This window comes from Croceifilum oryzae, assembly GCF_030814315.1.
GTDB classification, from domain to species: Bacteria; Bacillota; Bacilli; order Thermoactinomycetales; family Thermoactinomycetaceae; genus Baia; species Baia oryzae.
On record NZ_JAUSUV010000003.1, the window covers coordinates 295,994 to 321,177 of the forward strand.

The 25,184-nt window shown below is 43.1% G+C and carries 28 protein-coding genes and 2 other annotated features; of the genes, 17 read left to right on the forward strand and 11 right to left on the reverse strand.

Annotated elements, in window-relative coordinates; translation table 11 throughout:
• Positions 1 to 301: 301 nt before the first annotated feature.
• The 6 genes from thrS (at position 302) to J2Z48_RS04695 (ending at position 5,092) form a co-directional block, all read left to right on the forward strand.
• The gene (gene thrS / locus J2Z48_RS04670) at positions 302 to 2,209 is read left to right on the forward strand and encodes a threonine--tRNA ligase (RefSeq protein WP_307251395.1); all 1,908 of its coding nucleotides are present in this window, start codon (positions 302 to 304) and stop codon (positions 2,207 to 2,209) included.
• Positions 2,210 to 2,332: 123 nt separating this feature from the next.
• Complete coding sequence (locus J2Z48_RS04675; RefSeq protein WP_307251396.1) at positions 2,333 to 3,043, forward strand: 3'-5' exonuclease; 711 nt, start codon at positions 2,333 to 2,335, stop codon at positions 3,041 to 3,043.
• Between the two features lie 105 nt (positions 3,044 to 3,148).
• Positions 3,149 to 3,284: a sequence feature (ribosomal protein L20 leader region), on the forward strand.
• 10 nt (positions 3,285 to 3,294) lie between these two features.
• Positions 3,295 to 3,837: a translation initiation factor IF-3 gene (gene infC, locus J2Z48_RS04680; protein WP_176786668.1), complete on the forward strand. Its 543-nt coding sequence runs from the start codon at positions 3,295 to 3,297 to the stop codon at positions 3,835 to 3,837.
• A gap of 13 nt (positions 3,838 to 3,850) precedes the next feature.
• The gene (rpmI, locus tag J2Z48_RS04685; protein WP_072336552.1) at positions 3,851 to 4,048 is read left to right on the forward strand and encodes a 50S ribosomal protein L35; all 198 of its coding nucleotides are present in this window, start codon (positions 3,851 to 3,853) and stop codon (positions 4,046 to 4,048) included.
• 30 nt (positions 4,049 to 4,078) lie between these two features.
• Entirely contained in the window at positions 4,079 to 4,432 is a 354-nt protein-coding gene (rplT, locus tag J2Z48_RS04690) for a 50S ribosomal protein L20 (RefSeq protein WP_072336555.1), read from the forward strand.
• Positions 4,433 to 4,735: 303 nt separating this feature from the next.
• Positions 4,736 to 5,092, forward strand: a complete 357-nt coding sequence (locus J2Z48_RS04695) for a hypothetical protein (RefSeq protein ID WP_307251397.1) — start codon at positions 4,736 to 4,738, stop codon at positions 5,090 to 5,092.
• 166 nt (positions 5,093 to 5,258) lie between these two features.
• Here the strand turns inward: J2Z48_RS04695 and J2Z48_RS04700 are convergent, their stop codons facing one another.
• A complete protein-coding gene (locus tag J2Z48_RS04700) occupies positions 5,259 to 6,827 on the reverse strand; it encodes an MDR family MFS transporter (protein ID WP_307251398.1) in 1,569 nt (522 codons plus the stop codon).
• A 104-nt stretch (positions 6,828 to 6,931) separates the two neighbouring features.
• Entirely contained in the window at positions 6,932 to 7,348 is a 417-nt protein-coding gene (locus J2Z48_RS04705; RefSeq protein WP_307251399.1) for a MarR family winged helix-turn-helix transcriptional regulator, read from the reverse strand.
• Between the two features lie 390 nt (positions 7,349 to 7,738).
• Between J2Z48_RS04705 and J2Z48_RS04710 the strand changes: the two genes are divergently transcribed.
• Positions 7,739 to 8,488, forward strand: a complete 750-nt coding sequence (locus J2Z48_RS04710; RefSeq protein ID WP_307251400.1) for a class I SAM-dependent methyltransferase — start codon at positions 7,739 to 7,741, stop codon at positions 8,486 to 8,488.
• 50 nt (positions 8,489 to 8,538) lie between these two features.
• On the opposite strand, the gene J2Z48_RS04715 is transcribed toward J2Z48_RS04710, so the two are convergent.
• On the reverse strand, positions 8,539 to 9,762 hold the full coding sequence (locus J2Z48_RS04715; RefSeq protein ID WP_307251401.1) for a PhoH family protein: 1,224 nt from the start codon (positions 9,760 to 9,762) through the stop codon (positions 8,539 to 8,541).
• A 468-nt stretch (positions 9,763 to 10,230) separates the two neighbouring features.
• Here J2Z48_RS04715 and J2Z48_RS04720 point away from each other — a divergent pair, with 468 nt between their 5' ends.
• From J2Z48_RS04720 to J2Z48_RS04735, 4 genes are all read left to right on the forward strand, one after another.
• The gene (locus tag J2Z48_RS04720) at positions 10,231 to 10,941 is read left to right on the forward strand and encodes a DsbA family protein (RefSeq protein ID WP_307251402.1); all 711 of its coding nucleotides are present in this window, start codon (positions 10,231 to 10,233) and stop codon (positions 10,939 to 10,941) included.
• Entirely contained in the window at positions 10,941 to 11,360 is a 420-nt protein-coding gene (locus J2Z48_RS04725) for a disulfide oxidoreductase (RefSeq protein ID WP_307251403.1), read from the forward strand. The genes J2Z48_RS04720 and J2Z48_RS04725 overlap by 1 nt, the downstream gene beginning before the upstream one ends.
• A 95-nt stretch (positions 11,361 to 11,455) precedes the next feature.
• Positions 11,456 to 11,647, forward strand: a complete 192-nt coding sequence (locus J2Z48_RS04730) for a hypothetical protein (protein WP_307251404.1) — start codon at positions 11,456 to 11,458, stop codon at positions 11,645 to 11,647.
• Positions 11,648 to 11,788: 141 nt separating this feature from the next.
• Positions 11,789 to 12,898, forward strand: a complete 1,110-nt coding sequence (locus J2Z48_RS04735; protein WP_307251405.1) for a M42 family metallopeptidase — start codon at positions 11,789 to 11,791, stop codon at positions 12,896 to 12,898.
• A 54-nt stretch (positions 12,899 to 12,952) separates the two neighbouring features.
• On the opposite strand, the gene J2Z48_RS04740 is transcribed toward J2Z48_RS04735, so the two are convergent.
• Complete coding sequence (locus J2Z48_RS04740; protein WP_307251406.1) at positions 12,953 to 13,516, reverse strand: histidine phosphatase family protein; 564 nt, start codon at positions 13,514 to 13,516, stop codon at positions 12,953 to 12,955.
• 143 nt (positions 13,517 to 13,659) lie between these two features.
• Positions 13,660 to 13,896: a small acid-soluble spore protein SspI gene (gene sspI / locus J2Z48_RS04745; RefSeq protein WP_307251407.1), complete on the reverse strand. Its 237-nt coding sequence runs from the start codon at positions 13,894 to 13,896 to the stop codon at positions 13,660 to 13,662.
• Positions 13,897 to 14,008: 112 nt separating this feature from the next.
• Here sspI and J2Z48_RS04750 point away from each other — a divergent pair, with 112 nt between their 5' ends.
• The 5 genes from J2Z48_RS04750 to J2Z48_RS04770 all read left to right on the forward strand — a co-directional run bounded on the left by J2Z48_RS04750 (position 14,009) and on the right by J2Z48_RS04770 (position 19,570).
• On the forward strand, positions 14,009 to 14,800 hold the full coding sequence (locus tag J2Z48_RS04750; protein WP_307251409.1) for a TrmH family RNA methyltransferase: 792 nt from the start codon (positions 14,009 to 14,011) through the stop codon (positions 14,798 to 14,800).
• Positions 14,801 to 14,860: 60 nt separating this feature from the next.
• Positions 14,861 to 15,124: a binding site (T-box leader), on the forward strand.
• A gap of 60 nt (positions 15,125 to 15,184) precedes the next feature.
• On the forward strand, positions 15,185 to 16,186 hold the full coding sequence (gene pheS / locus J2Z48_RS04755) for a phenylalanine--tRNA ligase subunit alpha (protein WP_307251410.1): 1,002 nt from the start codon (positions 15,185 to 15,187) through the stop codon (positions 16,184 to 16,186).
• Between the two features lie 17 nt (positions 16,187 to 16,203).
• Positions 16,204 to 18,633 carry a phenylalanine--tRNA ligase subunit beta gene (gene pheT / locus J2Z48_RS04760; protein ID WP_307251411.1) on the forward strand — a complete coding sequence of 810 codons (2,430 nt, stop codon included), beginning with the start codon at positions 16,204 to 16,206 and terminating at the stop codon, positions 18,631 to 18,633.
• A gap of 151 nt (positions 18,634 to 18,784) precedes the next feature.
• Positions 18,785 to 19,039: a cell division protein ZapA gene (zapA, locus tag J2Z48_RS04765; RefSeq protein WP_072336599.1), complete on the forward strand. Its 255-nt coding sequence runs from the start codon at positions 18,785 to 18,787 to the stop codon at positions 19,037 to 19,039.
• A complete protein-coding gene (locus J2Z48_RS04770) occupies positions 19,040 to 19,570 on the forward strand; it encodes a CvpA family protein (protein WP_307251412.1) in 531 nt (176 codons plus the stop codon).
• A 68-nt stretch (positions 19,571 to 19,638) separates the two neighbouring features.
• Here the strand turns inward: J2Z48_RS04770 and J2Z48_RS04775 are convergent, their stop codons facing one another.
• From J2Z48_RS04775 to J2Z48_RS04785, 3 genes are all read right to left on the reverse strand, one after another.
• Entirely contained in the window at positions 19,639 to 19,767 is a 129-nt protein-coding gene (locus J2Z48_RS04775; RefSeq protein WP_307251413.1) for a hypothetical protein, read from the reverse strand.
• Between the two features lie 98 nt (positions 19,768 to 19,865).
• On the reverse strand, positions 19,866 to 20,267 hold the full coding sequence (locus tag J2Z48_RS04780) for a hypothetical protein (RefSeq protein ID WP_307251415.1): 402 nt from the start codon (positions 20,265 to 20,267) through the stop codon (positions 19,866 to 19,868).
• A 49-nt stretch (positions 20,268 to 20,316) separates the two neighbouring features.
• Positions 20,317 to 20,700, reverse strand: a complete 384-nt coding sequence (locus tag J2Z48_RS04785) for a hypothetical protein (protein ID WP_307251416.1) — start codon at positions 20,698 to 20,700, stop codon at positions 20,317 to 20,319.
• A 203-nt stretch (positions 20,701 to 20,903) separates the two neighbouring features.
• Between J2Z48_RS04785 and J2Z48_RS04790 the strand changes: the two genes are divergently transcribed.
• A complete protein-coding gene (locus J2Z48_RS04790) occupies positions 20,904 to 21,662 on the forward strand; it encodes a hypothetical protein (RefSeq protein ID WP_307251417.1) in 759 nt (252 codons plus the stop codon).
• 172 nt (positions 21,663 to 21,834) lie between these two features.
• On the opposite strand, the gene J2Z48_RS04795 is transcribed toward J2Z48_RS04790, so the two are convergent.
• The 3 genes from J2Z48_RS04795 to J2Z48_RS04800 form a co-directional block, all read right to left on the reverse strand.
• Positions 21,835 to 22,104, reverse strand: a complete 270-nt coding sequence (locus J2Z48_RS04795; RefSeq protein ID WP_307251418.1) for a hypothetical protein — start codon at positions 22,102 to 22,104, stop codon at positions 21,835 to 21,837.
• A 231-nt stretch (positions 22,105 to 22,335) separates the two neighbouring features.
• Positions 22,336 to 22,548 carry an integrase core domain-containing protein gene (locus J2Z48_RS15715; RefSeq protein ID WP_370872870.1) on the reverse strand — a complete coding sequence of 71 codons (213 nt, stop codon included), beginning with the start codon at positions 22,546 to 22,548 and terminating at the stop codon, positions 22,336 to 22,338.
• Between the two features lie 98 nt (positions 22,549 to 22,646).
• Positions 22,647 to 25,184, reverse strand: a 2,538-nt coding sequence (locus J2Z48_RS04800; protein ID WP_307251440.1) for a hypothetical protein, incomplete at its 5' end; no start/stop codon positions are given.

Below are 25,184 nucleotides of genomic sequence, written 5' to 3' on the forward strand. Positions count from 1 at the left end.
AGAGCTGTGACGAGGTCATGGTAGCTGTTTACGATGCTAGAGAGTGGGGATCATCGGCTGGAAATCCCTTCATCCTATGAACAGACTATTACCCCCTCCGAGCGAATGTGGGGAATGCCTTTATAGGCTAGTATCTGCAATCGGTGACACGCCGTTATCAGTGTCTTGAGGATCAGACTGGCTTTCTTTTGCGATTCAGTCATGATTAAACAAGGGTGGAACCACGGCACAAAGCTCGTCCCTATTGGGTACGGGTTTTTTTGTTGTTTTAAAACGATCATAATTAAAGGAGTGAGTTCGGTTGAATATTTCTGTACGATTACCAGATGGTTCTGTACGTGAATATGATGAAGCTGTTTCGGTTCTGGATGTAGCTTCCTCGATTAGTAATGGACTAGCTAAAAAGGCAATAGCAGGTGTATTAGACGGGAAGCCAGTAGACTTAGGTCGTGACGTCCCATCAGGCTCTGAACTAAAAATTGTTACATTAGACGATGAGGCTGGATTAGAGGTATATCGCCATAGTGCGGCTCACATTCTCGCCCAAGCACTAAAGCGCCTATATCCTGAGGTAAAACTAGGAATTGGTCCTGTGATTGAAGATGGGTTTTATTATGATATTGATCTTCCTACACGCCTTACTCCAGAAGATCTGCCGAAGATCGAGGCAGAGATGGCTAAGGTGATCAAAGAAGATGTACCGATTACTCGTCGTGTCGTAAGCCGTAATGAAGCAATTGCGATTTTTGAAGAGATCGGAGATCATCTAAAACTAGAATTGATTCGTGATCTTCCTGAGGATTCGACGATTACCATCTATGATCAAGGTGAATTCTTTGATCTATGCCGTGGACCTCACATGCCATCTACAGGGAAGCTAAAAGCATTTAAGTTGATGAGTATCGCGGGTGCTTACTGGCGCGGTAACTCCGATAATCAAATGCTACAACGGATCTACGGCACTGCTTTTCCTAAAAAATCTCAACTCGATGAATATCTTCATTTTCTAGAAGAGGCAAAGAAGCGGGATCATCGCCGAATTGGAAAAGATTTAAAACTATTTATGTTCTCCGAAGAAGCTCCAGGGATGCCTTTTTACCTCCCAAAAGGAATGGTAATGCGCAACGAGTTAGAAAATCTCTCTCGTGAAATCCAGCTTCAATCAGGGTATGAGGAAGTGCGAACTCCACTCATGATGAATCAACGTCTCTGGGAACAATCAGGTCACTGGGATCATTATCATGAAAATATGTACTTTACAGATGTAGACGAAAGCAAATTTGCATTAAAGCCGATGAACTGCCCAGGACATATGCTGATGTTCAAAAATGAGCTTCGTTCCTATCGTGACTTGCCGATGCGTATGGCTGAGTTTGGGCAAGTACATCGCCATGAGCTTTCGGGTGCTCTAAACGGAATGCTTCGTGTTCGTACTTTTACACAAGATGATGCTCATATTTTTGCTAGACCTGATCAAATTGAGGATGAAGTATTTAACGTAATTAAGCAGATCGATAAGCTATACTCCGTCTTCCAATTCCCTTATACAATTGAACTCTCTACTCGTCCAGAAGATTCGATGGGCTCAGATGAATTATGGGAGCAAGCAGAAGGGGCTTTAAAAAATGTACTAGACCGCTCGGGGATTGATTATCGGATTAACGAGGGAGACGGTGCTTTCTATGGTCCGAAAATCGACTTCCACATCCGTGATGCTCTGAAACGTAGCCATCAATGTGCAACCGTTCAGCTTGACTTCCAGATGCCGGAGAAATTTGATTTATCCTATGTCGGAGAAGATAACGAGAAACACCGTCCAGTTGTCATTCACCGTGCTGTAATGGGATCGGTCGATCGCTTCTTAGGAGTCTTGATTGAACATTTTGCGGGCGATTTCCCGTTATGGTTAGCGCCTGTTCAAGCGAAAGTGATTCCTGTATCGCGATCTTTTAACGAATATGCTAACGAAGTAGTTAAGCAGCTAAAGAGTGTTGGTATTCGGGTCGAAGCGGATCTCCGAGAGGAGAAGCTTGGATATAAAATCCGAGAAGCAGAAGTGCAAAAAGTTCCTTATATGTTTGTCATAGGAGAGAAAGAGCAAGAATCAAAATCGGTAACAGTTCGTCGTCGCCATAATAAAGAGCAAGTTTCTTGGCAGATTGATGAATTGATGAAAGATCTAGTTCAAGATGTCAAAGAGCGTCGCTAAGGTCGAAAAGCTTTCACCAAACGTAAGTGGTGAAAGCTTTTTGTATTTTCTTCCAAGATGAATGTCATAGGAAAATGAGATTGCATATCATAACACATGAAAGAGGTGGAACGGAGGATTTATATGAGCCTAAATTGGCAGGATAACATGGTAATTCTTGAGATGATAGGGACAGGATTGGGAGAAACATCTGAGGTTCTGGAAGTTGCGATTGTTGACCTTTCAGGAGAGATACTCTATCACAGCTTAGTGAAGGCCAAAGGACGAATTTCAGCAAAAGCAACGGAAATACACGGGATTAAGAGGTCTATGATCCAAGATGCTCCCGCTTTCTCAGAAGTATGGAATCAAATGAAAGATACTTTGAAAGATAAAATCGTTCTCACAGGTCAAGAAAATCATACGGTGAGATTGCTTCAAAATAGCTTTTATACTTTGGATGATTCGATCCCTGAGGCAATGTCCATCCCAGAAATGCAAAGTGTATTAGCGATTTATGCGAATGAAGTAGGTAGCAAAAAGATGATAAAACTGGAATCATTGGTTCCTGATTCATTTGACCATCGTGCAATCTCTAGAGCATCGGTTATCCGATCGATTGGACAAAAGTGTCTACTACAGTTTTCTGAAACGATTATAGCTATGGTCGAGGAAGAGGCTTCTCATGATGACGGAGAGATAACCATTATGCATGATGAAACATGTGAAGAGGTACAATCAGAGTCAAAGTGGACACAAATCCATTCGGAACCTGTAGCAAATGAATCTCTTCATAGAAAGATTAAAAAATGGTGGGAGAGATTAAATCAATTGTTACGAAATCAGATTAAGTAGAGGAGACATTGAGAAGTTGGCGGATATTTGGTAAGATCATGAAGGAAACAGTTTTGCTTATGAGGGAGTTGACATCCCTTACCCAACATGATATATTCATACCATTCGTGTAAGAAGAGGCGCCCGCTTCTCACCTGATTGACATTTCGTTCAGATTAGGTTTAACATTCGCTGATGGATTGTATTAAACTTCAGGAATCAGAAGTGTGGGCGCATCATACGTCCACACTTTTTTATTTTATCTATATTACATTTTTTGGAGGTGGCAGGTCATCAGCAAAGATCAACAACATCAAATCAACGAAGCTATTCGCGCTCGCGAAGTACGTTTGATTGATGCAAACGGAGACCAAGCTGGAATCGTCGCATTACGTGATGCACTTAAAATGGCACAAGAACAAAATCTTGACCTTGTGAATATTGCACCACAAGCCAAACCCCCTGTTTGCCGGATTATGAACTACGGAAAATTCCGTTATGAGCAAAGCAAAAAGGATAAGGAAACTCGCAAGAATCAAAAGATCGTTCAACTGAAGGAAGTACGTTTGAGCGCATCGATTGAAGAGAATGACGTGCAGACGAAGTTGAAGCATGTGATCAAGTTCTTGCAACATGGCGACAAAGTGAAGCTATCGATTCGTTTCCGTGGTCGTCAGATCACTCATCAAGAGTTAGGCCGTAAGGTGTTGGATCGTGTGGCTCAAGAAGTAAAAGAGATCGCCGATGTAGAGCGCCCAGCTAAGCTAGAGGGTCGTCAGATGATCATGATTCTAAATCCAAAACAACAATCGTAAGGAGGACTCGCTCATGCCAAAAATGAAGACCAAAAAAGCAGCAGCAAAGCGCTTTAAGAAAACGGGTACGGGCAAAGTAAAACGTAGCCATGCATTTACAAGCCATATTTTAGAGAGTAAATCCCCAAAGAGAAAGCGTAACCTACGTAAGGGCGCATATCTGTCTAAGGGTGACCAAAAGCGTATCGAATCTTTAATTACGTATCTATAACATAACTGATCTGTTCAGGAGGGATTACTAGTGGCAAGAGTGAAAGGTGGTACCGTTACACGTCGTCGTCGTAAAAAGGTACTCAAACTAGCACGTGGATATTTTGGATCCAAACATAGACTGTTTAAAACAGCTAAACAACAAGTAATGAAATCTTTGATGTATGCATACCGTGACCGTCGTCAAGTGAAACGTGATTTCCGTCGTCTTTGGATTACACGTATCAATGCAGCTGCACGCATCAACGGACTTTCTTATAACAAATTAATGTACGGCTTGAAAGTTGCTGGCGTTGATATTAACCGTAAAATGCTTGCTGACCTTGCTGTCAACGATGCAAAAGCATTTGCAGACCTTGCAGATATTGCGAAAAAAGCGAAATAATTTCTGTTTGTAAGACCCCGCGACTAGCTCTCGTTAGTCATGGGGTCTTGTTTGTATTTTTTTAAAAGAAAAATGAATTGAGAGCAGGAGATTTGCTTTCTTCATTGTATATATTCTATATACAAATTTTTACAATAAGAGCCATCAATCTACGTTGTGAGCTACATGGACATAAATAAAATTTTTGTAAGACTTGGATCGCGAAAGTAATATTTTTATCTTATTCATATGCAAATGAATTATAATAGTAAAGACGAGGAGATCGTGAAGACGCTCACCCAACAAAGGGAGGAGTAAAGCTACATGTTAGCAGAATGGCTAATTACAGAGTACGAACAAAATGGGCATTTGGCTGCTGAAGGGGAAGTTTATCTCCCGGTTAGTGCCATCCATGAGTTTGTCAAAGACTGTGTAGACTTGAACATTGCCATTATTGGTCTGGATTATGTACTGAAGCAAGATGAAAATTTCTACATACGTTTAAACAGTCTTGACTGCAGTGAGATACTAGCAAGCTTTACAGACTGGAACAGCTTAGTAGAGTATTGTAATCACATTGTTCTGAGCAATATTGAGGGCGAACAGACATCGGAAAACATGGAGTATTTTATTCCGATTATGATTGAAGAATTTAATTGGAGAATTAGTCATTTGTTGTAAAATGTTTTAGCACTTATCAAATTTATAGACTCCCTTCATCTGACCGGTTGGCAAACCGTTTATATAAAAAACGAGCTCTTAAGGGGGCTCGTTTTCGTCATTTTTATAAAATAACAGAAGCCCAAGTAGTAGTTCAATGGACTACTACTTGGGCTTAAATGGCTTTCTAGGATGCTTGATTACGCTTATTACTGGTTCGGAGCTCAATTTCAGGTACAGAGAAGCCGATGATAAAAGCAATCAGGACTAGGATCGCCAGGGCTAGATATACATTGTGTAACGAAGAGAGTAGAGTATTCTTGGTCTGCTGTAGTATCGATTGTACCAGTGATTGGGACTCAGGCGTGAGATTTGATTGGACGTGGTGTAATTTTTCCGGATTCATCAAGACCTGCGGGTTGCTTAACATTTCTACCGTAGAGTTTGGTAGAGATGGATTTGGTGCTGCCGAGACTTCGTTTATGAATTTACTTTGTGGAGAACCTTGCATAATCATAGTCATGATTGAAACTCCGACGGTCCCACCCAGTTGGCGGAATAACTGTACAGAGGAGGTACCTGTCCCCAGATGCTCATAAGGAATAGCGTTTTGAACCGTGACAGAAAAAATTGGAAACGTGATTCCAAGTCCTAAACCGATAACCGATAACTGCAACATGGTTTGGAGTGGAGTGGTGTGAGTAGTTGTGTCAAGCATGGATAGAGTTCCTATCAACATGAGACCTAGCCCTAAGATACTTAGTTTCTTATATTTCCCTGTTCGAGCGAGTAATTGTCCTGTGAAAAAACTAGCAAAAACGAGACCTAATTGAATAGGGATCATAATCATACTTGAAGTAGTAGCATCCTTTCCTTGGACTCCTTGCAAAAAGAAAGGAGTAAAGGTGATGCAACTGAATAACCCCATACCTATAAGCAAGTTTATGCTACTGGAGAGCGTAAAAATTTTATTTCTAAATAGGGTGAGTGGGAGAATCGGATTGGCCGCTCTTTTCTCCACGCGGACAAAGAACACAAGGCTTAGAATGGATAGTCCAGATAGTCCAATAATCTGTGGAGATATCCAAGAAAAATCTTTTCCTGCCAAAGAAAAAACTAATAAAAAGGGAGCTATGGTTCCTGTAAGTAATAGAGACCCTAGATAGTCAATTTTTTTATTTCCTGTGTTCTGGATAGTAGGAAATAGTTTATAGATCAGTGAAAAAGCAACAACCCCTACAGGAAGAAACACCCAAAAGATATAGTGCCAGTTCCATGTATCCACGATCATACCGCCAATAGTAGGTCCGAGGATGCTAGAAGTGGCAAATGTAGCACTTAAGAACCCTTGCCATCTTCCCCTTTCACGAGGAGAAAATAGATCTCCTACCGCAGCAAAGGAAGTGGATAAAATCATACCTCCACCAATTCCTTGCAAGCCGCGATAAAGGATTAGTTGCCCGATAGTAGTAGAGGTTCCACAGAGAAAAGATGTGATGAGAAAGAATCCAATCCCCACTAGAATGAAGGTCTTTCTTCCATATAAATCGGAGAGCTTCCCTACTAAAATGGCTGTAATACTTGAAGTTAGCATGTAAATAGTAAATACCCAGTTAAAGAGCTCGGCCCCGTTTAACTGAGCGACAATGGTGGGCAGGGCGTTGATGACAATTGTCTGATTGAGTGAAGCAAAAAGCAGAGCACAGGCGATGGCGCTCATAATAAAGATCTTCTCACGTCTACTTAAATTTTCCATAGTTTAATATTCACCTTCCCGAAATTTTTGTTTTACAAGATTAAATAAATGGGTGGAAAATACGTTTCACCCATGTTAGAAGAATGAAACGCGTTGAAACGGAATTATAAAAGTTTTTTATATAAATCTTGAAGGACAGAGAGATCCTCGAGTGTAAAAGGATCAAACTTTTGCAGAAGGTACTCTTTCCTTTTTTCAGACATCCAAGATGATTTCTCTTGTCCTTTTTCCGTTATATGAACTTCGACAACCCTTTTATCCAGCTGGGAACGCTGTCGTGCTACATACTGTTCTCTTTCGAGCTGATCTACTACATGAGTGATATGACTTACTGAAACCTCAAATTCTTGAGCTAGGGCAGTGATCATCTGCGGTCCACGCAAATCAAGATGATGTAATAGGACAAACTCAGCTCCAGTAAGTGTTTCTCCCCATACTTCTCGAAGCTCTTTTCGCATAGAACGTTGAATCAACCGAAACATCGTTTCGATTTCTAATATAGCCTCAAATCTTGTACTCATAGTTAGCTCCTGCATATCTACGCAAACCGATGCGCATGATGGTAAATCGGATTCTTCTTCTATTATACCGTATACGAGTGAGAAAGCCCACGCTGTATCTTTCAATGATCTGGCGTTCTTCCTCTGTCTAGGGAAAGTATTTGTTATTTGTACTTTTATTACTTAATAGCTTGATTTATATGTAAAATCGAAATTGTTATCAAGAAGTTCATCACAATCGTTTTTCTTTGCAGGCAATATTTGCTATTATACACTTATAGAATGTAGATCAATTTGCTTGGTATTATCATTATTTGTTCTTTTGGAAACGATAAAGGTTAGCTGTTAGACAGTAGGGAATAACATAAGAATATATCCTATTAATAGAATCGAATAGCGGAGGCGTTATAGGTGTCGACATGGTATCAGGAGAGTTTTGGAAAAGATTACTTACTCGTTTATAATCATCGCAATCAACAAAATGCAGAGCAAGAAGTAAAACAAATAACCGAGTGGCTTCAGTTAACTGCTGACGATTTTATATTAGATTTGTGTTGCGGAACAGGGAGACATACAGCAACCCTTGCTATGGAACATCTAAATGTAGTGGGATTGGATTTATCGCCTACACTGCTTTCAAAGGCGGTTTCTCGAAATCAGCAACACAAGATTCCTTTTATCATTGGTGATATGCGGCATCTGCCCTTTGTAGGAGAAACGTTTGATGTAGTATTAAACTTATTTACCTCATTTGGCTATTTTGAGACGGATGAAGAAAATGCACAAGTGATCCGAGAAGTGTCCCGCGTATTAAAATCGAATGGACGCTTTTTAATGGATTATCTGAACCGTGAATATGTAATTCGTCATTTAGTGGCTATGAGCGAACGGGAGCAAGATGGCATCTATATTCAAGAAGAGCGTTCTATCCAGGGTGATTTTGTAGTAAAGAAGATTACGCTATCTGACAAGCAAGGCGGAGAGCGAACTTATACAGAGCAAGTAAAAATGTATACATATGATCAAATGATTGATATGCTCCATCGAAATGGACTTCGAGTAAACCAAACGTATGGAGGATTTGACGGCAGTCCCTATCATCAAAATAGCCCTCGCATGGTACTGATTGGGCATGATGAATCGTTAAATAGAAAAGGTTGAGTCAAGAGAAAGAGAACAGATCGGAGTATCGAGATCTGTTCTCTTTCTCTTTACATTTCGTCTGCTTTTCGGGCGATTTCACTTCGATAGATGAAGGGTAGTTCTACTTCACCGTAATAAGGCTGTCCGCGGAATACTTCCGATAAGCGTCTCATCCCGTTATTGATTCCTTCATAACTAGTATGGTCAACTTGCGCTTCGAAGTCTCCATCAATAATGAGTTTGGAATCTTCTCCGACTCGTTGGACTGCGAGCTTCATAAGATCTACATCCAAGTTTTGTGCTTCGATAATGTAGACAATTGCCTTCATACCCGTTGTATCAAATCCTCGGATGTCACTAAAAGGGAGTAGCAATAGCTTGGGAGGTTGTTTCTCTTTTTCATTTCCTTTCATCAGCTCTTCCAATACCATCTTATCGCCAAATTTACTACATAGCATGGATCCAATAGCGGAATCCATGATTTTCTCATCCCGTGTCCCTGGATAAAATCCTAATTTGGCACTATTTCTAGCCGCCATAGGGTTTACGAAACAGATGAGACGATCATATTTGCCTTTTTCAATCTGGTGCATAGCGTAGTTCAGAGCGATTAGCGATTTTCCAGTCCCTGCCTTTCCCTTGACTACAGTCATAGGATTGTTTCGTAAACTGTCAAGGGCACAACGCTGATAAGCATCTCGAGGTGAAAATTTACCAAAATAGATGGTTTCAAATCCCCGTGGACGAACATGTGTATGAGTTTCACCAGTCCATCGAAGTAAATCTACGTGTTTGTTGTCGTTGTTGATGACGAGGTATTGGTTTGGAAGCAGTTCAAAGACGTTTTCATCAAGATTATGAAGTAAGCTTGCATAACGCTCGTCATCCACATCTGCTTCGAGGTATCCTGTATACGCGCACTCATCTTGATCTAGTTCCAAAACTTGAATTCCTAAACCTCGAGCCTTCTGCTTTAAAAGCAGGTCATTTGTGATAATTCCATACTGATTATCTACACAGCATTGTAGAATTTTATTATCAGCATAGTTTGGATCAAATTGATCTCCAAGCTGTACCTGGTAATCCTTGGTATCGAAAACCATTTGTGCTTGATTTTGTTCAATATATCGAGTAGCCACACGAGCATCATAAGCTAGACGTGGATTATGACTTAACTTATGTTTCTCTAGCTCTCGAAGTACCATCGCTGTGATGACGAATTTTGCATCCTGTAGTTCTTCTGGACAGCTTATCCCTGTCAAAAGTACATTTGTATCAATGACATATTTCATACAGGGGGAACCCCCGATCCCTTTGATGTTAACTCAAGGTTTTGGAACACTTAGTGTATGGTTTACATCATAAGTGTTACCTGTTTTATCGAAATTAGATCCTGTATATATTGGCATGGAAAAGACTGGATATTGTTCTAACGGAACCCCTCGTACATTTTATGAGATTGATTTGTTTTTGGCACGTACATGAATTGATAGTCATCTGGATGAACCGAATGTAACCCTTAGGATTCGCATCATCCTCCATGAATATGGCGTACGGAGCAAAAAAAATTATTTTATTGATACCTAATTCTATGGTACAAGTGATGGGAACCATTTTGCAAGATAAAAAGTGGGAAAAATCAAACTCTTAAGGAAAAACAGATCAAAAAACCAAAAAAAAGTTTTTCTTGGTATCTCCAATTTTTTGCTACAATAATATTGCTATGTAAGATTCATACTGAATAAAAAGGGGGCGTCATTATGGCAAATCGCCATAAACAAAAAGGAAAGCGCGATAATACTACCATTGTCTTTATTACTTTATTAGTATTGTTCTTGGGCGTTGGAGTTTACTCATTAGTAAACATGTTTAGTTCGGAGAAAAAATCCGATGCAGTTCAATCAGATAAAGTGGTTGATCTAAAGGTGGAGAAACAAGCTTCAATCGGAAAAGCTGATGCACCGATTAAGATTGTAGAGATCGGGGACTTCCGTTGTCCACACTGTAAAATGTTCCATGATCAACACTACTCACAGCTAAAATCATATATTGATTCTGGAAAGGTACAATTTACGTTTGCCCCGTTCCAATTTATGAAACCGGAACCCCTCGTGGCAGGAATGGCAGCCAAGTCGGTAATGGCACAAAATAAAGATGCTTTTTGGAAATTTTACGACGCTGTTTATAACAATCAAGTGGAGTACAATAAACTGGCAGAAGGAAAAGCCACTGATTTTCTAGTTGACTTGATCAAGAAAAATATTCCTGAGGTGAGTGCCGATCAAGTAGCCAAGGATATTAAATCTGACAAGTACAAAGCAGATGTGGAAGCGGACAATAAGTACGTAGAATCCCTCGGTATATCGGGAGTGCCAGTTGTGTATATCAATGGCAAAATGGCAACCGATGCTGAAATCAACAATTTCCAAGCTTTTAAAGCTAGATTGGATAAAGAACTAGGTGGGAAATAATGAATTTCTTATCTAGATACGCTCTCTACTTTGCCTGGATTGTCTCGATTATCGCTACTGGAGGCAGTCTCTACATGAGCGAAATATTGGGCTGGATACCATGTGATCTTTGTTGGTACCAGAGAATCTTGATGTATCCGCTGGTTGTCCTACTTGGTATTGCCACATTTCGAGATGATCGGGAAGTGGGGAAATATGTATGTTCTCTTGCGGGCATAGGGATGTTGATTTCAAGCTATCATATTTTAGTCCAACAAGTGCCGTCTATTGGGGGAATGCTCAAATGTAAGGTTGGCATTCCGTGTAGCCAAGATTATTTGAATTGGTTGGATGGTTTCATTACGATTCCAGTCCTTGCATTTATTGGTTTTTTCTTGATTTTGATTTTTACTTGGTTTAGCAGAAAAGAAGCTGAATAAAAATAGGTGATCTGCGTTCGGATACTAGTCCAGCCAATTAGATATCTTGTACATAAATTAAATCATGGGAAACTTCCCAAAGAGGAGGTATTCACATGAGTGGTTTAAATGGCGGATGTTATGAGGGCGGCGGCTTCGGTTTTGGCTGGGGCGGCGGTGGTATCTGGATCATTCTAGTTATTCTTGCCATCGTCTGCGTCTTCTGCTGTTGCGGCTTCTTCGGCTTCGGCGGTTGGGGAGGAGGCTGGGGCGGTGGTAGAGGAGGTTGCGGCTTTGGTGGTTGTTAATCATAAACCATTGATCTAACTAAGATTAGTGGGGTAGATGATAATCACCGAGGAGTGCCTATAGAGATCTCTTAAGAGATTAAGAGATCTCTATTCTTATAAGCTTGAAAAAAATGATACATAAAATTGGAGTGTCACATAATGGGGAAATCAGGAGAAGGTAAGGCGTCGTTCGAATCCATGCTTAAGGAACTAACGGAGGCGGCAGGACCACCAGGATTTGAAAGAGCTGTATGGGAAGTGATGGAGCGCTATGCTGCCCTCTATGCAGATGAGACACATAGAGATCGCCTAGGCAGTTTTATTGCTCGTAAGGGAAAGACAGGTCCTAGAATTATGATTACGGGACATATGGACGAAGTTGGATTTATGGTTACCCGTATCACAGATGATGGGTTTCTTAAATTCCATCCACTAGGTGGCTGGTGGGGACAAGTCCTCCCTGCTCAGCGTGTAGAAGTGATCACATCTAAGGGAAGGCATTTAGGTGTAGTTGGTTCTGTGGCTCCTCATTTATTGGAGGCAGCCAAGCGTAAAAAGGGTGTCGAGGTAACTGACTTATTTATCGATCTAGGTGTGGAGAGTAAAGAAGAGATTGATCAATTAGGAATAAGACCTGGAGACTTTATCATCCCATATTCTCCTTTTACAACGATGAGTAACGAAAATCGCTGGCTGGCAAAGGCGATGGATAATCGTCTAGGCTGCGCGGTAGCATTAGATGTGTTACGGGAATTATCAGAGGATGGTATTTTGCATCAAAATCAAGTATTTTCAGTAGGAACGGTTATGGAGGAAGTAGGGTGTCGTGGGGCGATTACTTCTGCACAAGTAGTAGATCCAGATATCTCGATTGTGGTAGATGTAGGGATTGCAACTGATTCCCCAGGAACGACCAATCCGCATGCGGATACCAAAATGGGAGGGGGTCCACTTCTCGTCCTATATGATGCAGGTCATATTGCCCACTGTGGCATGATTGATTTCGTGAAGCAGGTTGCCGAGGAAGAGGGTATTCCGTACCAGTTTGAGGTCATCACGGGTGGTGCGACAGATAATCGTTTTATCCACACTCATAAAACAGGAGTACCAAGTATCAGTCTAGGTGTACCAACTCGCTATATTCATAGTCATTCTTCGATCTTAGATCGTCGAGATTGTGAGGCATTGGTTCGTTGGATTGTTGCGATTGTGAAACGTCTTGATGAGGCTAAGGTGAAGGAAATTCAAGGAGTTTTCGCGGCAAAATAGGTTTCATTCAAAATAAAAACACCAAGTTGTTTCACTGGCTTGGTGTTTTTATGGCTATTTACAAGTTATTTGTTCTGACCAAATTCTCTGAAGTGTGGTGCCTTTGGGGCAAAAAGTAACTTGGAACACATCCGGATTAGATAAGGATTTCCATTCCTGAAACCCGATTTGAGGATCAAAGTATTTGAGGATGCAAGTCATAAGATTCCCATGTGTAACAAAGACAACCGTAGATTCTTCACTTTCTAACTCGCTTCGAATCAGGGGAGCAACACGTTGAAATGCTTGTCGGTTGGATTCTCCTCCTTCGACTGAAAAGTCAAGATTTTCGAAGCTTTGCTCCAATATCTCGATCCAATTATCAAGTGGGTCAGGAGAGAGAATTCTTTCGGATAATCGCTCATCTTTGAGAATCTTTTTTTGCAAATGTTTTGCGAGTGGTTGAATCGTTTGGATTGCACGTTTATAAGGGCTTGAAATAATTTTGGAAACGCTCTCATTTCGGTTTATGAAAAATTTAGTCAATTCGTCTGCTTGCGTAAATCCTCTCGTAGTTAGGGGAGCTTCCCGATCTTGCCCCTCTGCGTCACAATGGCGGACAACGATAAGTGATTTCAACGGGCCCCCTCCTTTACCATTTATACCTATCATATCAAATCGTGAAGAGCTGAACAATGTTGTTTTTGAAAACGTTTTTAAAAAAGAATATTCAGTATTAAAAACCAAAAAGAGGCTGAAATAATCAACCTCTCGTGTATGGCTTAAGGACCAAATGGATCAGGCTTAGGACCTGTCGTGATTTTATGGTGGAGTGTATCAATCATTTGATTGCGATCTGGTTCGTTGCTATTATTCCAAATGACTTCAAATAGCACACCTAGTCCTGGTAGGAGCTTTTCGTCGCCTTGCTTGATCGAATCGACGATCATTCCCTCTAATTCTTGTTCAGCCATGCCACTAATATTATGTAAGACAGCACCACGGATATTAAAATTCAATGGATGTGCCTCCTTTACACTATTTTTCAATAGAATGACCGATTATGAGTTACTTTATCCAATATGCCGGCAATGGTATAATGAATGAACCAATTTGAAGGAGTTCGGATACATGCTTTGGACAATGATTACTTCTGTACAAAATACAGCCTTAAAAAGATGGAAAAAGATAAAGACGAGAAAAGGACGTAAAGAACATCAAAGCTTCTTGATCGAAGGAGAGCATTTGATTCAAGAAGCGATTCGATCTGGAGCGAAGTTCGTCGCTTTGATGGTAGAAGAACAACAGGAAAAATGGGAGATGTTTTTTAGCACCCATCAAGTAGAAGCCCCGTACTATGTACTTTCTTCCCCGATCTTTCAATCACTTGTGGAAACCGAAACGCCTCAAGGGGTGATGGCAGAAATTGAGATGCACAGGTGGGAGGAAAATGATTTATTGGAGCGAGGCACTTCTACATTTCTCTTATTAGATGAAGTTCAAGACCCAGGAAACTTAGGGACGCTATTGCGGACGGCACAAGGGATGGGGGTTACGGGAGTATACCTCGGTCACGGTACGGTAGATCTATATAATCCCAAAGTTGTTCGTGCTACGATGGGTGCGATTTTTCATGTGCCGATTTTTCCGCGTAATTTAGACCTCGCGATCCAATCGATGAAGCAAAAAGGGATTACCATTGTAGGTACATCCCCGCACGCAGGTCAGTGTCACTTCGATTATTCTTTTCCTGATCGGACTGCGATCTTGCTTGGAAATGAAGGACGTGGCGTAAATCCAGATGTCCTAGCCCAAGCAGATGTTGAAGTGCAAATTCCGATGCCAGGGAATACAGAGTCTTTAAACGTATCCGTAACGGGAGCGATCTTAATGTATGAACGAGTGCGCCAGTCTTATCGATAATCGATTGCAAGCTGAGGCTGACTTCGTTATAATAGCGATAATCATGAATGTGGAAAATGAATGACGGCGATGAGCAAGATTAGTAAGCAGAAGTGCTCCTTTTTAGGGAAGAGGCATCCTAGACTGCAAATGCCTCTAAGGAAGCGACTGCCGAATTCACTTGTGAGCTGAATCTTTGAACAGAAGACGGATTCATGTCTTCCGAGTAAAGGGTTTCCGGTCTAAGCCACCGTTACCAGGTTCGAAAGTGGAAAGAAGGTGCTTTGTTTGTCTTAGCCTTTCTTTCAAAAAGGGTGGTACCACGGAAAGACTTTCGTCCCTTTATAGGGGAGGGGTCTTTTTTATTTTGGCTTGAAAATTTATTGAATATAGGGGTGTTTTCCCATGCGTGAACGTTTAGAAAGTCTACGTACTGAGGCGTTACAAGAAATTCAATCTGCTACTGAAATGGAATTAATCAAGGATTTAAAAGTAAAATATCTCGGCAAAAAAGGGGAACTAACAGCCGTATTACGTGGAATGGGTTCTTTATCGGCTGAAGAACGTCCTGTGATTGGTGGACTTGCGAATGAGGTACGAGCTGCGCTTGAGACAGCCTTCGCTCAAAAAAGTGAATCGTTAGAAACAGCGGAGTTAGAAGCTAAATTGCAAAGTGAAACCATCGATGTAACACTACCAGGTGCATCACTGGAACCAGGTTCGATTCATCCACTTCATTCTGTGATTGAGCAAATTGAAGATATTTTTATCGGAATGGGCTTCGAGATCGCAGAAGGTCCAGAAGTAGAGCTAGATCACTATAACTTTGAAATGTTAAACCTGCCTAAGGATCATCCAGCTCGTGATATGCAGGATTCTTTCTATATCACTCCTGAAATTTTGCTCCGTACACATACCTCTTCGGTACAAGGGCGCACATTGCTTGCGAAAGAAGGGGAAGTACCTGTTCGAATCATTATGCCAGGGAAAGTATATCGCCGTGATGATGATGATGCGACCCATTCACACCAATTTACTCAAATCGAGGGCTTGGTAGTGGATCGTGGCGTATCGATGGGAGAATTAAAAGGGGTATTACTACAACTGATTCAGAAGATGTTTGGTCCCGATACAGAAGTACGTTTACGTCCTAGCTACTTCCCGTTTACTGAACCGAGTGTAGAAGTGGATATTTACCATCCAGAAAAAGGGTGGCTGGAAATCCTAGGTGCAGGTATGGTTCACCCACGTGTATTAGAAAAAGCAGGCTATGACTCAGAGCGCTACACAGGATTTGCTTTTGGACTCGGAGTAGAGCGAGTTGCGATGTTGAAATATGACATTGATGATATTCGTCACCTATATAACAACGACTTGCGTTTCTTACGTCAATTTAAATCGGTTTAAGAGAGGAGAGGGGATATATGTTAGTCTCCTATGATTGGATTTCGGAGTATGTAGATTTAACGGGAATTACCCCTGAGATGATTGCAGAAGAGTTAAATCGCACTGGCATTGAGGTTGAAGTCATTTACACGCGTGATAATGGAGTAAGTCATGTCGTGGTAGGACATGTTTTATCAGTAGAGAAGCATCCTGAAGCGGATAAATTAAATATCACACAAGTAGATGTGGGAAGTTCGGAGCCACTTCAAATTGTATGTGGTGCAGCTAATGTAGCGGCAGGACAACTGGTTCCCGTTGCGATTAAAGGAGCCACTCTACCAGGCGGAATGAAAATTAAGGATACCAAATTACGTGGTGTTGCTTCTCGCGGTATGATCTGTTCCGCGAAAGAACTAGGCATCCCAGATAAGTTCCTAACGGAGCATCAAAAGCAAGGGATCCTTGTGCTCGGACCAGATGCGGGTATCGGCCAAGATATTAAAGAGTACCTCGGGATGAACGATCAAGTAGTCGAATTGGAACTTACTCCAAACCGTTCCGACTGCTTAAGCATGATGGGAGTCGCGTATGAGCTTTCGGCCATTTTTAATCGGGAGCTTCGTTTACCAGAGTGGAAAGAAGCAGTCTCATCTACTGAAAGATCACAAGTAGAGATCACGACTGATCTAGAAGAAGATTGTCCGTTTTATGCGGTACAAGTTGTGAAGGGGATTCAAGTCGGACCCTCCCCACAATGGCTACAAAATCGGTTGATTTCAGCCGGGATTCGTCCGATTAATAATGTCGTGGACGTAACCAATTACGTGATGGTAGAGACAGGGCAACCTTTACACGCCTTTGACCTTCAGACGATTTCAACGGGAGAGATTGTTGTACGCCGTTCCCGAGCAGGAGAAACGGTTGTTACGTTAGATGGAGTAACAAGAGCATTAGATGATGAGACGCTACTTATTACAGATGGTGAGCAGATCCTAGGGCTTGCTGGTGTGATGGGCGGAGAATCTTCAGAAGTTCGCTCGCAGACAACTACTGTATTATTGGAATCTGCGTACTTTGATCCTATCCTGATTCGCCGTGCATCTCGTAAATTGGGCTTGCGTTCAGAGGCAAGCAATCGCTTTGAAAAAGGGATTGATCCAGAGCGGATCTTACCTGCATTAAGTCGTGCGGTTCAGTTATTGCAAGAGGTTGCAGGTGCGCAAGTCGGCTCAGGCGTGATTGTAGAGCGTTCTGGAGAGATTGAAGAAGTGACAGTTACTCTGCGTCATGATCGTCTCATGAAAGTGTTAGGAACGAGTATTAGTCAAGAGCAAGTACTAGATATCTTTCACCGTTTGAACTTCTCTGTTCATGTGGATGAGACTAAAAATTATCATGTTCAAGTTCCAACTCGTCGTCCAGATATTCAATTAGAAGTGGATTTAATTGAAGAAGTGGCACGGATCTATGGATATGACCGCATCCCTACCACCTTACCATGGGGACAACAACAGCCAGGACGTTTAACCGATTCACAACGTTTACGTCGGAAGCTACGTCATCTCTTGATTGATCTTGGATTATCCGAAGTACTTACTTATAGTCTTACTTCTAGCAAGCGTGGCAAAGAAGTAGATTCCCTTACCCCATCTACAGGTCTTGTTCGCTTGGCGATGCCGATGTCTAGTGAACATGCCGTGCTACGGACAACTCTTTTGCCAGAGCTTGTTCAAACAGCGGCTTATAACGTCAAGCACGGTAACGAAGACCTTTCTATCTTCGAGATGGGCCGGGTATACGTAACTCAAGAGAAAAAGCTTACTGAACTCCCTGAAGAACGTACGGAACTCGCTTTCCTATTAACAGGCGATTTTCGCTCGGCCCGTTGGAACCGTCAAGCCGTGCAAGGTGGCGATTTCTATGTAGCGAAAGGGATTGTGCAGGCTATTTTTGAACGAATTGGCGTGGCTAACGTTGAGATTCAAGCGGCAAATCACCATGAAGGATTTCATCCTGGGCGTACTGCTGAATTGATTTACAATGGAGAAGTAATGGGTGTGCTCGGAGAGATGCATCCGCAATTGGCGAAACAACATGACCTCAAGGATACCATAATGGTTCAGCTTGACCTCGATCGTCTGCAACAAGCGATTCAAGCAGATGTTCGCTATCAAGCGATCCCGCGTTTCCCAGCTGTAACTCGTGACTTGGCTCTAGTTGTGGACAAAAATGTAGAAGCAGGAGTACTGGAGGCAGGAATCCATGAAGTAGCTGGAGAACTTCTTGAATCGGTACGCTTATTCGATGTATTCATCGGCTCTCAAGTAGGGGAAGGCAAGATGAGCATCGCCTACTCGCTCGTTTACAGAGCCGCAGATCGGACACTTACGGATGCTGAAGTAACGGCTACACACTCAAAAGTGGTTGAACATTTACAGACAACATTAGGTGCTGTTTTACGAAGTTAGTGTGACGATTTTGATTCCACCAGCTCCCGATCGCTCATGAGTGATAGACTTGGGATATAGGATCGTTTTATTTCGATGAAAATCGGGTAATGAACACTTCAATTGGTGCAACATGTAAGAAAAACAGTCTACGTGTGGGTTGGTGATATGAATGGTACAACGTTCTCGCATGAATGTGGAGATCTATGGACAGACCTACCCTATCATTGGGAAAGCAACCCCCAGTTACACTCGCCAAGTAGCTGGGCTGGTGGATTCAAATATGAAAGGCATTGCAGAAGGAAATCCTCGTTTAGATATGACTCGTTTGGCTGTATTATCTGCTTTTAATATCGCAGATGAATACTTACGGTTAAAGCAGGAATACGATGAGATCATGCATTTAATTGAGGATAATCAACCCTAGATGAACTGGATTGATATCGTCCTATTACTCGCGATCGCAGCAGCTTGTTTTCAAGGCTACCGACAAGGATTGGTCCGCCAAGTCTTCGCTTTACTTGGTACGATTGTAAGCATCTATCTCGCTTACAAATTTAGTGGATCCTTTGCCCAAACCATCTCGGGCTGGTTCCCTGGAATTGTGCCAGAAACGGGTGTGTGGGGACTATTTCCGATTAGCAGCTTTGTCTATTCGTTCCTCGCCTTTGTGGTGATATTCCTAGTAGCCAAAACGATTTTTCGTATCATTGGCGGAGTTGTGGGTAGTGTAGCCAAGATCCCTGTTATATCAGCGATTAATCAGACGGGTGGCCTTGTTTTCGGGTTCTTGCGAATGGCGATTTTGCTAGTTTTAGTAGTGAATGTTTTCTCGTTTGTTCCTGTGCCAAATGTACATAACAAAGTGCAGGATTCCTTCTTGTCTCAACAGATTTTGGCGATTACTCCTGATTTAAAGGATGAAGTAATAGAATTATTTAAAGGAAAGACACCATAGAATAAGCACACCTCCCTTTTCGCATATTGCAGAAGGGAGGTGTGCTTTTTTATGATAGTTAATGGAAATTACCAGAGACATTTTACATCTTTTTCAAAGTTAGAAGAATGGATGTACGTATTTGCCCACATATTATGTACCACATACCATTTGTTTGATCCGTTTCCTTCTTCTCCTTGAACAACTCCATTAAACATATGATTCCCTCCAAAAAAATATTTTAAAAACCCTTAACAACCATAACAATGGACTCTCGTTAGTTAGAGAGTCCATTTACTATGACTATGAAGAATATTTAGTTCCACAAACATTTTACATTTTTTTCAAAATTAGAAGAGTGAACATATGTATTTGCCCACATATTGTGAACGACATACCATTTGTCTGAACCGTTAACCATTTCTCCTTTAACAACGCCAGTAAACAAATGAGGTCCATAAATAAACTTTGTTGGGCGTGCTTCATAAGGTTTAGAAGAAAGGGAAGGTTTCAGCAAAGAATGGACGCCCCCTTTGGCAGTTACTTCTTCTGTAACGGTAGCGTAAAAATCAGTCTTGCTTGATTTACAAGGATGATCCGCCCCTGTGTATGGAGGTGGTGGTGCTAAACTATCGTTAGGACTAGCTGCGAAGACTCCTGTAGTTGCTCCCATAAGGATGCTGCATCCTACTGCTAATGATGCTGCTTTTTTAAACATGTAATCTCCTCCTATAAATGCTTCGAATGTACGTGGTCATATGAAGAGTTTAGTTCCACAAACATTTTACATTTTTTTCAAAATTAGAAGAGTGAACATATGTATTTGCCCACATATTGTGAACGACATACCATTTGTCTGAACCGTTAACCATTTCTCCCTTAACAACACCAGTGAATCCGTGAGTTCCGTAAAATAGTTTTGTTGGAAGTGCTTCATAAGGCTTAGAAGATAGAGATGGTTCTACTAAGGTAGTGACGCCACCTTTATCAGCTACTTCTTTTGTGATAGTAGCTTGAAAATCAACAAAGCTTGATTTACAAGGATGATCTGCTCCTGTGTATGGGGTCGGATTATAGTTAGCGAAAGCTCCTGTGGTTGCCCCCATAACGATACTGCATCCAATTGTAAATGACGCTACTTTTTTAAACATGTAATTTCCTCCTATAAATGTTTCGAATGAACATGCCAGATAAACATAGCAGGAAAGTTTTTTCTTGTAAATCTTACTTTATAATTCTTTATATTTATTTATAGTTCTATAGTTGTAATATTGGTAGTGAAAGATTAGTATGAAATTGTATTCTTGGTATGTAGAATTTAATCTACTTAATTTCACATGGAGGAATGAAGATTATGAAGAAGAAAACCATTTCTGCTGCTCTTGCAACATCCCTAGTACTCGGAGGAATGATCGTCAATTTTACTGGATCACAGCCTGTTCACGCAGCTGAAGCAGAGCAAAAAGCAACTCAGAAGATTGTAATAGAGGACACATTTGATAGTGGGTATAATGGATGGAACGGTGGCTTTTCGGACTATCCACCAGGAACAGAAACTGAGTGGAGATTATCATTCTCTTTACAAGACCTTCCTAAAAATTTAACTAAACAACAAAAAGGACTTCATATTGCAGGAAGTAATCACAGTGATGACTTGTTCATGTATGTAACGAAGCCAGTACACACCACATATAAAGTAAAACCAAATACAACGTATAAGGTAGATTTTGATTTTGATATTGCAACCAATACGCCATCAGGCACATTTGGAGTAGGTGGATCCCCAGGGGATTCCGTGTTTGTAAAAGCAGGAGCTGCCACAGTTGAGCCAAAATCGCATGTGGAAGGTGGCCATTATCGATTAAATGCGGATCATGGTCAACAAGCTCAAGGTGGAGCAAATGCTGCTTTAGTCGGTACGATTGGGAAAGTAAAGAGTACTGATGAGGAAACATTCGAAATCAAGAATTTCAACAATAAATCAAAGCCTTACTATATAAAATCAGATAGCGAAGGTAAACTTTGGTTGTTGATCGGAACGGATTCTGGTTATGAAGCCTATACCCAGTACTACTTCTCGAAAATCAAAGCAACTTTGACAGAAGTAAAGTAAGTAGAGAGTTGTTCACAGATAAAGACCGCTAGAGAAATCTAGTGGTCTTTTTTGTCGTGGATACAAGGCGGTCAGGTAGTAGTTTTGTTTTCAAGCAAGCAGATACTCGCACAATTATGTATTGATGGACTGATTTTTCATCCCCATTAGCAAGTATCTGGGGCTTATGCTGTCAGGGAGGATTTTTTACATATTTAGAGAGCTCATCAAAATTTGATGCTTGATCTAGGTACAATTCTTTAGGATCGATCCCGAACCGAAATAGGACTGAATCGGGGTCATTCTTTGAGTCCTCATGAAGTTGTTCGTAATGCTCGTCTGTACTTTCTTTTAAGCGGTATGTGAAAGCAGACATGACATTCTGTAGAGCTTTCACCTGTGTTTCATTGATATCGTAGTCAATGATGGACATAAAAAATAGATGTTCATCTGACTTTATCATGTGTTGCATTAACTTGATGTCGGCTTAACCCCTGAAATATTGAGTGGATCTCTCTTATTCTCTATAAATCGCAGATTTAGATACTAGTCATTCGGTGTACTATACATTTACAATGAACGATGAAATTTGCTTTTTAAGAGTAGCCTGAAAAAACTCGTGAGGTGCAAGGTCAAATAATCTACCATGAATCCTACGTTTTTTGTATAAATCTATGTAATTAATCACCGTCTCCTATGCTTCTTGATAGTTTTTAAATTCATGACGAATTAAACACTCGTGCTCCAAAGTACTGTGAAATGATTTGATATGGGCATTTTTATTGGGCGTTCGAGGTGGAATACGTTCGTGTTCCAAGTCGTTTGACTCGCAGAAATCCCCGAATAAATGTGAGATAAATTGTGGTCCATTGTCTGTGCGGAGCGCAGTCTGAACAACCCAGTCCACTTAAGGACTGGGTTGTTTTTATAGTATCTACAGTTTAAAACGACTCTTGGATAATGGAAGTTGTTTGGTTTAATTTATACGGTTTCATGGATTCTATATTAAGTTAATCTGTGAACGGACCAAACAGTGGATGAGGGACTGACTGGACTCAGTGTTAAGCTGGTTGCTAAGCCGTCTGCTACATAGAAGGCACCAATTACATCTCCTGCTGTTAGTTCGAAATCCCCTGTTAGTGTAATGGAAGCATTTCCTAAAGCTCCTCTTATTGTCAGAACGAGTGCTACGTTAATGTTTAGTAGAGGGAGTAAGCCTGTTACCAAGTCTGTTACGACGGGTGAGGTCCGGCGTACGACAAATGATGGATTGGGTCCAGCGCCAATTGTGACAGCTAGAGCTGCAGCCTGGTAACTGATAATCAGCTTAACAGAGTATCTTCCTGATTGCTGGATGGTATAGTTTCCTGTTGCTGCGTTAAAGCCTGTGCCTGTGTAGTACGGGCTAGTTACGGTCCAGGCCCCTAGCTGAGTATTGGCGTTAACTACAGTAGAAGCACGTTGAGCAGAGAATCCGAATGATGCTACGTTTGGTCCAGTAGGACCGGTAACGCCAGTTGCGCCCGTGGATCCAGTTGTGCCCGTCGCTCCAGTCGCGCCCGTACGTCCAGTAGGTCCAGTCGGTCCTTGTGGTCCAGTCGGTCCTTGGGGTCCTTGAGGCCCAGTCGGTCCTTGAGGTCCTTGGGGTCCTTGAGGTCCTTGAGGTCCAGTCGGTCCAGTCGGTCCTTGGGGTCCTTGAGGCCCAGTCGGTCCTTGAGGTCCTTGGGGTCCTTGAGGTCCTTGAGGTCCAGTTGGCCCTTGAGGTCCTTGGGGTCCCTGAGGCCCAGTCGGTCCTTGAGGTCCTTGAGGTCCTTGAGGTCCTTGAGGTCCTTGGGGTCCTTGAGGTCCAGTAGGTCCTTGAGGTCCTTGGGGTCCTTGAGGTCCTTGAGGCCCTGTGGGTCCAGTTGGCCCTTGAGGCCCAGTAGGTCCTTGAGGTCCTTGGGGTCCTTGAGGTCCTTGGGGTCCCTGAGGTCCTTGGGGTCCCTGAGGTCCTTGAGGTCCTTGGGGTCCTTGAGGTCCAGTCGGTCCCTGAGGTCCTTGAGACCCAGTCGGTCCTTGAGGTCCCTGAGGTCCTTGAGGTCCCTGAGGTCCTTGAGGCCCAGTAGGTCCTTGGGGTCCTGTGGGTCCAGTTGGCCCTTGAGGCCCAGTAGGTCCTTGAGGTCCTTGGGGTCCCTGAGGTCCTTGAGGTCCTTGAGGCCCTGTGGGTCCAGTTGGCCCTTGAGGCCCAGTAGGTCCTTGAGGTCCTTGGGGTCCCTGAGGTCCTTGAGGTCCTTGAGGCCCAGTCGGTCCTTGAGGTCCTTGAGGTCCTTGAGGCCCAGTCGGTCCTTGAGGTCCTTGGGGTCCTTGAGGCCCAGTCGGTCCTTGAGGCCCAGTCGGTCCTTGGGGTCCAGTAGGTCCTTGAGGTCCTTGGGGTCCTTGAGGCCCAGTCGGTCCCTGAGGTCCTTGGGGTCCTGTGGGTCCAGTTGGCCCTTGAGGCCCAGTAGGTCCTTGAGGTCCTTGAGGTCCTTGAGGCCCTGTGGGTCCAGTTGGCCCTTGAGGCCCAGTAGGTCCTTGAGGTCCTTGGGGTCCCTGAGGTCCTTGAGGTCCTTGAGGCCCAGTCGGTCCCTGAGGTCCTTGAGGTCCTTGAGGTCCTTGAGGCCCAGTCGGTCCTTGAGGTCCTTGGGGTCCTTGAGGCCCAGTCGGTCCTTGGGGTCCTGTGGGTCCAGTTGGCCCTTGAGGCCCAGTCGGTCCTTGAGGTCCTTGAGGTCCTTGGGGTCCCTGAGGTCCTTGGGGTCCCTGAGGCCCAGTAGGTCCTTGAGGTCCTTGAGGCCCAGTCGGTCCTTGGGGTCCTGTGGGTCCAGTTGGCCCTTGAGGCCCAGTAGGTCCTTGAGGTCCTTGGGGTCCCTGAGGTCCTTGGGGTCCCTGAGGCCCAGTAGGTCCTTGAGGTCCTTGAGGTCCTTGAGGCCCAGTAGGTCCTTGAGGTCCTTGGGGTCCTTGAGGTCCTTGGGGTCCCTGAGGCCCAGTAGGTCCCTGAGGTCCTTGAGGTCCTTGGGGTCCCTGAGGTCCTTGAGGTCCAGTCGGTCCCTGAGGTCCTTGAGGTCCTTGGGGTCCTTGAGGTCCTTGAGGTCCCTGAGGTCCTTGAGGTCCAGTCGGTCCCTGAGGTCCTTGGGGTCCTTGAGGTCCTTGAGGCCCTGTGGGTCCAGTTGGCCCTTGAGGCCCAGTCGGTCCTTGAGGTCCCTGAGGTCCTTGAGGTCCTTGGGGTCCCTGAGGTCCTTGAGGTCCTTGGGGTCCTTGAGGTCCAGTCGGTCCCTGAGGTCCTTGGGGTCCTTGAGGTCCTTGAGGCCCTGTGGGTCCAGTTGGCCCTTGAGGCCCAGTCGGTCCTTGAGGTCCCTGAGGTCCTTGAGGTCCTTGGGGTCCCTGAGGTCCTTGAGGTCCTTGGGGTCCTTGAGGTCCTTGAGGTCCTTGAGGCCCAGTAGGTCCTTGAGGTCCTTGGGGTCCTTGAGGCCCAGTCGGTCCCTGAGGTCCTTGGGGTCCTGTGGGTCCAGTTGGCCCTTGAGGCCCAGT